Genomic DNA, 6,712 nt, shown 5'->3' with positions numbered 1-6,712 from the left:
CCCCCGTACACAAACTACTTGACAAGCCCGATCTTCGCCGACCACCTGACCCGGATGCTCGGAGTCACCTGGGAGTCACGGGACATGGGCCGGGACCGCAACCCCTCCTGGGCCATCACCACCGTCCCCGAAGACCTCGTGGGTGAGTTCTCGACCCGCAGTAGGCATATCGACGCCGAGACCGACCGTCTCATCGAGAACTACGTCGCCCAGCACGGGCGCAGGCCTGCTCCGGCGACCATCATGAAGCTACGCGCCCAAGCCACCCTGACCACCCGACCAGAGAAACAGGTCCGCTCCCTGGCCAAACTGACTGACCAGTGGCGCACCCGGGCGACCAGCGTGTTGGGTGAGGACGCCACCACCTGGGCCTCCAGAACCGCCCACCAGAACCCGGCACCTCAGTTACTGCGGGCTGACGATGTGCCCCTGGACGCCGTCAGCCAGCTGGGCGAATCTGTAGTGGCGGTGGTCGGGGAGAAGCGTTCGACCTGGCGGCGCTGGAACCTCTACGCCGAAGCCTCCCGACAGACCATGGGACTAAGGTTCGCCAGCACCGAAGACCGCCACGCCATCCTGGGCATGATCACCGACGCCGCCGAACACGCCTCCCTGCGTCTCACCCCACCCGAACTGGCAGTCTCGCCAGTAGTGTTCCGCCGAGACGACGGCACCAGCGTCTTCCGCCCGAAACACTCGACCGTGTTCTCATCCGAAGACCTCCTGGCCGCAGAAGACCGCCTCCTAGAACGGGCACGCACCCACACCAGCTCGGTCGTGGACATGGGCACGGTGGAGAAGATCACCAGTAGCCCGGATCGTCAGGGCCGCCGGCTCGGACCAGACCAGGCCGATGCACTGGCGCGGGTGGCGGTCTCCGGGAGGATGCTGGATGTGCTGGTCGGTCCTGCTGGGGCAGGTAAGACCACCGCCCTAGGTGCCCTCCGCCAAGCGTGGGAGACCGAGCACGGCATAGGCTCCGTGGTCGGACTGGCACCCTCAGCCGTAGCAGCCCAGGTGCTCGCCGAAGACCTGGGAATCACCACGGAGAACACGGCGAAATGGTGGGACAACCACACCCGTTACGGTGCCTCCTTCCAAGCCGGCCAGTTGGTGATCATCGACGAGGCATCCCTGGCCGGAACGTTGACCCTGGACCGGATCACAGCCCACGCCGCAGAGACCGGGGCAAAAGTGCTGCTGGTTGGTGACCATGGGCAGCTGCAATCCGTGGATGCTGGTGGGGCGTTCTCCCTGCTGGTCAACGACCGCGACGACCCTCCTGAGCTGGTCGATGTTCACCGATTCACCCACCAGTGGGAGAAGACCGCCTCCCTCGCGCTACGGCACGGCCGCACTGAGGTGATTGATACTTACCTGGACCACGACCGGATCAGCGAAGGCGAAGCAGAGACGATGGCCGACGCCGCTTACACCGCTTGGCGTACCGACCGGCAGGCAGGAAAGTCTTCGGTGCTGGTGGCTGAGACTCGGGAGCAGGTGGCGATGCTTAACGCCCGTGCCCGAGCCGACCTTATCCTCGATGGCACCCTGAAACCCGGCCCCGAAATCACAGTCAACGACGGTACTCAGGCCGGTGTCGGGGACACGGTGATCACCCGGTGCAACGACCGCCGGCTGCGCACTGGACGTGATTGGGTCCGCAACGGAGACACTTGGAGGATCACCGACATCCGCGGCGACGGCTCGGTCAGCGTCCGCAAACATGGCCGCCGATTCGGCGGCGCGATCGTGCTGCCCGCCTCCTACGTCGCCGAGCATCTCGACCTGGGGTACGCCGTCACCGCACACCGGGCACAAGGGCTCACCACCGATACCTCCCATGTGTTGGTGGAGCCGACCACGACCCGGGAGAACTTCTACGTCGCCATGACCCGAGGCCGAGAAGCCAACCGCGCCTACGTGGTGCTCGACCAGCCCGATGAACACGCCGAGCCCCACCCGGGGGTGAACCCAGATGCCACCGCCCGGACAGTGCTCTACGGGGTGCTCCAACACTCCGGTGCCGAGCTATCGGCGCATGAGACGATCACCGCCGAGCAAGAGACCTGGGGGTCAATCGCTCAACTGGCTGCCGAGTACGAGACCATCGCCGCCGCAGCACAACACGATCGATGGGCCACCCTCATCCGCCACAGCGGCCTCACCGATGAACAAGCAGAAGAAGCCGTCACCTCCGAGGCCTTCGGCCCACTCACCGCAGAACTACGACGCGCGGAAGCCAATCACCACAACCCCGAAACCTTGCTCCCACGACTCGTCGCAGCCAAAGGTTTGGAGGATGCCGATGATGTTGCTGCGGTGCTTCACCATCGCGTGGCAATGGCTACCGCACGCCCGGCAGGATCAGGCCGCACCCGTAAACCATCCCGCCTCATTGCCGGACTGGTCGCACCCGCTCGGGGCCCCATGGACGAAGAGATGCGGCAGGCGTTGGAGGAACGCCGCGACCACATCGAAACCCGCGCCACCACTATCCTGGAGACAGCACTCCAGGACGACGAACCCTGGGCCCAAGAGCTCGGCGAGCCGCCTTCGTACGAAAGGGGCCAGCGGCAGTGGCATCGAGTCGTCCGCACCGTGGCGGCCTACCGCGACCGTTACCAGATCAACAGCGCCCACCCCCTGGGTGCCGAACCGGAGACCACCGCACAGAAAATCGACCACGCCAGAGCCCGCACCGCACTCCACCAAGCCCAACAACTGACCAAGCACACCCAGGAAAACGGACGGCAGACTGTGGACCGCTCAGCAACGGGCCGCAGCCTCTGAACCCCGAGCCAAGGGAGAGGTCGGGCGGGAACAGTAGATCTTCACGGTGTCACCGGACCGACGTAAACTGAACCATGAGGCGGAACCCTCCTTAATAACGCGCCCTTCGCGGCAGACCCTTGGGTCACTCTCTAACGCACCGTCTCACCGCTACTAGCTAGCCGTGCGTACGAGAGGAAAGGTCCAACCATGATCCGCCTGATCTGGAGCGCCAGCGTTCACATCCGCTACTTCATGCGGCGCTACATGCCCACCAACATCGCCCTCGATGCCCTCCGCACCCGACGCGGTCACAAATGGGGACTCCCGGCAATGCTGCTGACCCTGCCCTACCTCTACGCAGCCAGCTTCTGTGCCCAGCTCATCGAGACCGGAGCCCCCGGCTGGCTGCACCTGATCGTGCTGGTCTGCATCTGGAACGCCATGAAGTTCTTCTGGATCGGACCCATCAGCCTTTTCCTGCTGGCCCGAGAACGCATCCGCGAAGCCACCGCAACCCGCCGCATCGAACCTGACACCACAGTGACTGCGGGACAGCCGCCGTATTCAACTGGTCGTCGCAACAGTGTGTTGTTGGACTGAGCGTAGTTGATCGGCGAACGCCTCGGCGGGAGTGCGCCACCCCAAGATCCCGCGTGGCCGGTTGTTCATGGCGGTGGCGATAGCTGCGATCTCCGCGGCATTCCACCGTGAGAGGTCGGTGCCTTTCGGGAAGTACTGCCGCAGCAGCCCATTGAGGTGTTCGTTGCTGCCCCGCTGCCACGGGCTCTTCGCGTCGGCGAAGTACACCGGGGTCTTGGTGGCCTCAGTGAACAGAGCATGGGCTGAGAGTTCCTTGCCCCGGTCCCAGGTCAAGGATCGTCGAAGCGTCGGTGGCACCGGAGTCATAGCATTGATCAGAGCGTCCTTCATGGTCAGTGCCCCGTAGCCGGCCAGGGCGGGACCGTTCTTCTTCGGCGGGATGAGCCCGTAGCCGACCTGTCGGGGCAGGTGTACGAGCATCGTGTAGCGGGTGGTGCGCTCAATCAGGGTGGCCACCGCTGAGCGTTTCAGTCCGATGATCAGGTCACCTTCCCAGTGGCCGGCGATCTTGCGGTCCTCGACCTCCTTGGGGCGTTTCTGCAGCACGGTCTCGGCAGTGACATGAGCCCAGGCTTCCTGCCGTGTGCGGGCCCGGGGCATTCGCTTGGTGCGACCTCGGCGCAGGTGCCAGGACTGCTTCCGGGCAAGCCCGCCGCGGGATTCGACGTAGAGGGCCTGATAGATCGCCTCATGAGAGATCCTCATGGTCGGGTCATCGGGGAACTCCAGTGGCAGCCGCTTGGCAATCTGCTGCGGACTCCAGGCGGTGACCCATTCACGATCCCCACGGTGGGGCTTGTTCTTTCCATCCCAGGCCGGGCCCTCGGGGCCGACAACTTCACCTTCGGCGGTGATGATCTCACCGCTGAGCTTGTCTTGGACGTACTGGCGCAGCCGGTCGTTGGTGACCATCTTCGCGGTCTTCGGACGGCGGGCGCGCCGCTCAGCATGCCACTGAGCAATCGAGGCCTTGTACTCCAGCTGATAGGTCCTGGTCGAGGCGTTACGCCGTAGCTCCCGTGAGATCGTCGATGGGCTACGCCCCAGCCGACGGGCGATCTCACGGACCCCGCTGTCTTGGGCTCGCCATAAAGCGATGTCCTCCCGTTCAGAGGAGGAGATATACCGTCCGGAAACAGTCGAGGCCAAGTGTGGATTCACGCCACCAGCATGTCGGAACCAACGGTGAGCTACAGGCTCGGAGACACCGGCGGCTTCACCGGCCTCTCGGGTCTTAGCTCCTGCAGCGATGGCCTGCCAGAACCGCACACGGTCCTCGCGCCAAGCCACCGTTGGGCGCCCAGGAGAGACGATCTGACCGCGATATTCCCTTGCCCTCTTCTGCCTTGGGCCAATGCCCATCGAACACCTCCATCAGGTAGGTGTTGCGACGACCACTTGAATACGGCCAGTATCGAGCGATCCGCTATGGCGAGGCTCTGGCTGAACAGGACGCTGTTGCCTCGGTCGGGTCGAAAGGCGATTCCTACGACAACGCGCTGGCCGAGGCCTTGAACTCCTTGTTCAAGGCCGAACTCATCCGTAACCGCGGCCCCTGGACCGGGATCGACGACGTCGAGATCGCGACTGCCGAGTGGGTCCACTGGTTCAACACCTACCGACCGCACGGTGCGCTCGATGGTCTCACTCCGCAGGCGTACCGGGCCAGCCAGCTCGAGGCATCCACCGACTCGTCAGAACCCGTCCCCGTCCTCCTGGACGCCAGATAACCCGCCCTCCACCAAACCCGGGGCTTGACATGTCCGTGTCGTCGCCGGAACGGGTGCCGAACCGCTCCGCGATGGCACGGTTGTCCGCGCTTAGGAAGTGAACTGCGAAGTGCGTAGCGCGGAGGCCCACACGATAGGTGTGGTTGGCCTTCGACAGCCATAGGCAGTACCGCTGCGGGCTGATTCCCGACTGCGTATGAAACCCGACCACGCAGCCGGCCAGTTCGCCCTCCGCCACGGTTGTCACCACGATCAGGGGCTGGTCGACCGAGGCCATGAGGGTTTCGAAAGCGTCGTCACTCATCGTGGACGCACTCCTTTCATACGACCTGCCGGAAGGCTTGCCGTCGTCATTCATCATCCATGGCTCTGCTTGTGAAGGCGAGAGCGGAGGGCCAGCTCTTGCTGAAATCTGCGAGCACCAGGTCGGCCCGAAGCCCTTCGACCAGAGAGCCACGGTCGTCCAGACCCACACAGGCGGCAGCACCTGAGGTGACGAGTCGAACCGCCTGTGGAAGCGCCGCGACTCCGTCACGCACCAGTCGAAGTATGGCCGGAAGCATTGACGTCGGGATGTAGTCGCTGGCGAGCGCATCGGTCAGGCCCGCAGAAACGAGTTCAGCTGCGGATACGTTGCCGGTGTGCGATTCTCCGCGGACAATGTTGGGCGTGCCCGCGATGATGAGCATTCCAAGGTCCCGGGCCGCGCGCGGCCGAAACGGTCGTTGGGAACTCCGCGACAGCGCAACCGCGAGCAGCTGCCGCTGACACCTCCTCCGGCGTCGTCAGGTCGTGGGCGAAAAGCCGGATGGCACCTTCCTGGGCCAGGCCTTCCAACCACGACAGGGTGCTGTCGCGCACGGCAAGACGCTCGTCACGACTGCTGCGCCACCATTCGACATGATCAGCAGCGTCTTCGTCAGACATTCCTTCACCATGAACCAGCCACTTCTGCATCTTCGCCGGGTCGGAGAATTGTCCTTGCCCCGGCGTGTGGTCTTCATGAGATACGACTGGCACACGCGGCGCAGACACCCGTGACTCGAAATCCTTCTCGAGAAGCGCCCGCCCGTGCGCGCAGCGAATGTCTAGTCGGTGCAGCACTTGATGATCAACCTGAGAGTCGTCGGTGTCGCGGAGTGCCTCCGAAAGCTCGGAGGCTGCAGGCGAATCGATCGGCGTCCCCACGATCGAGCTCTCTTGGAAGGCCAGCCCGTGGAAGGCCGTCGTGATGCCCGCAGCGCGCAGCCGAGCGCCGGCAGATGCGACGGCGAACGATGGATCGAGCGCGGCACCAGGTCGTGGACGCACCTCCCGCGAGAGCAGGTCGCTGTGCACATCGACGAGCCCCGGCAACACGAAGGCTCCACGAGCATCAAGGTCACACTCGGCCCCACGAGGATGCGTCCCGACCTCGGTGATGCGGCCACCGCGGACAACGACCCTGGCGTCATCTACCACTCTGTCGGGCAGCACTGCAGCGGCGTGACCGATCACAATGTCGGAGATCGTTCCGTCCGAGGTCAAAGATGCCATCCACAGAGCCTGTCACCCGCTCTTGACTGCGATGTGTACGCCTCGTGAACGCCCATCCACCTCCGCCGTTC

General features: G+C 64.3%; 6 protein-coding genes and 1 pseudogene. 3 read left to right on the top strand and 4 right to left on the bottom strand.

What is annotated here, in order from left to right; genetic code table 11:
* Positions 1-18: 18 nt before the first annotated feature.
* Positions 19-2,793 carry an AAA family ATPase gene (locus FEF27_RS08655; protein ID WP_243729165.1) on the top strand — a complete coding sequence of 925 codons (2,775 nt, stop codon included), beginning with the start codon at positions 19-21 and terminating at the stop codon, positions 2,791-2,793.
* A 189-nt stretch (positions 2,794-2,982) separates the two neighbouring features.
* Positions 2,983-3,375 (top strand): hypothetical protein, encoded by a 393-nt coding sequence (locus FEF27_RS08650; RefSeq protein WP_243729164.1) that lies wholly within the window; start codon positions 2,983-2,985, stop codon positions 3,373-3,375.
* On the opposite strand, the gene FEF27_RS08645 is transcribed toward FEF27_RS08650, so the two are convergent.
* A complete protein-coding gene (locus FEF27_RS08645; RefSeq protein ID WP_166429972.1) occupies positions 3,340-4,737 on the bottom strand; it encodes an IS30 family transposase in 1,398 nt (465 codons plus the stop codon). The genes FEF27_RS08650 and FEF27_RS08645 overlap by 36 nt on opposite strands.
* A 47-nt stretch (positions 4,738-4,784) precedes the next feature.
* Here FEF27_RS08645 and FEF27_RS13645 point away from each other — a divergent pair.
* Positions 4,785-4,998, top strand: a pseudogene (locus FEF27_RS13645) (integrase core domain-containing protein); the annotation flags it as partial.
* Positions 4,999-5,019: 21 nt separating this feature from the next.
* On the opposite strand, the gene FEF27_RS08635 reads toward FEF27_RS13645, so the two are convergent.
* The 3 genes from FEF27_RS08635 to FEF27_RS08630 all read right to left on the bottom strand — a co-directional run bounded on the left by FEF27_RS08635 (position 5,020) and on the right by FEF27_RS08630 (position 6,641).
* A complete protein-coding gene (locus tag FEF27_RS08635) occupies positions 5,020-5,382 on the bottom strand; it encodes a flavin reductase (protein ID WP_243729169.1) in 363 nt (120 codons plus the stop codon).
* 73 nt (positions 5,383-5,455) lie between these two features.
* Positions 5,456-5,794, bottom strand: a complete 339-nt coding sequence (locus tag FEF27_RS13640; RefSeq protein ID WP_243729163.1) for an amidohydrolase family protein — start codon at positions 5,792-5,794, stop codon at positions 5,456-5,458.
* Complete coding sequence (locus tag FEF27_RS08630) at positions 5,724-6,641, bottom strand: amidohydrolase family protein (RefSeq protein ID WP_243729162.1); 918 nt, start codon at positions 6,639-6,641, stop codon at positions 5,724-5,726. The genes FEF27_RS13640 and FEF27_RS08630 overlap by 71 nt, the downstream gene beginning before the upstream one ends.
* Positions 6,642-6,712: the final 71 nt, after the last annotated feature.

This window comes from Nesterenkonia sphaerica (assembly GCF_005771565.1).
Classification (GTDB): Bacteria; Actinomycetota; Actinomycetes; order Actinomycetales; family Micrococcaceae; genus Nesterenkonia; species Nesterenkonia sphaerica.
This window is presented reverse-complemented; position numbering and strand designations above follow the sequence as displayed.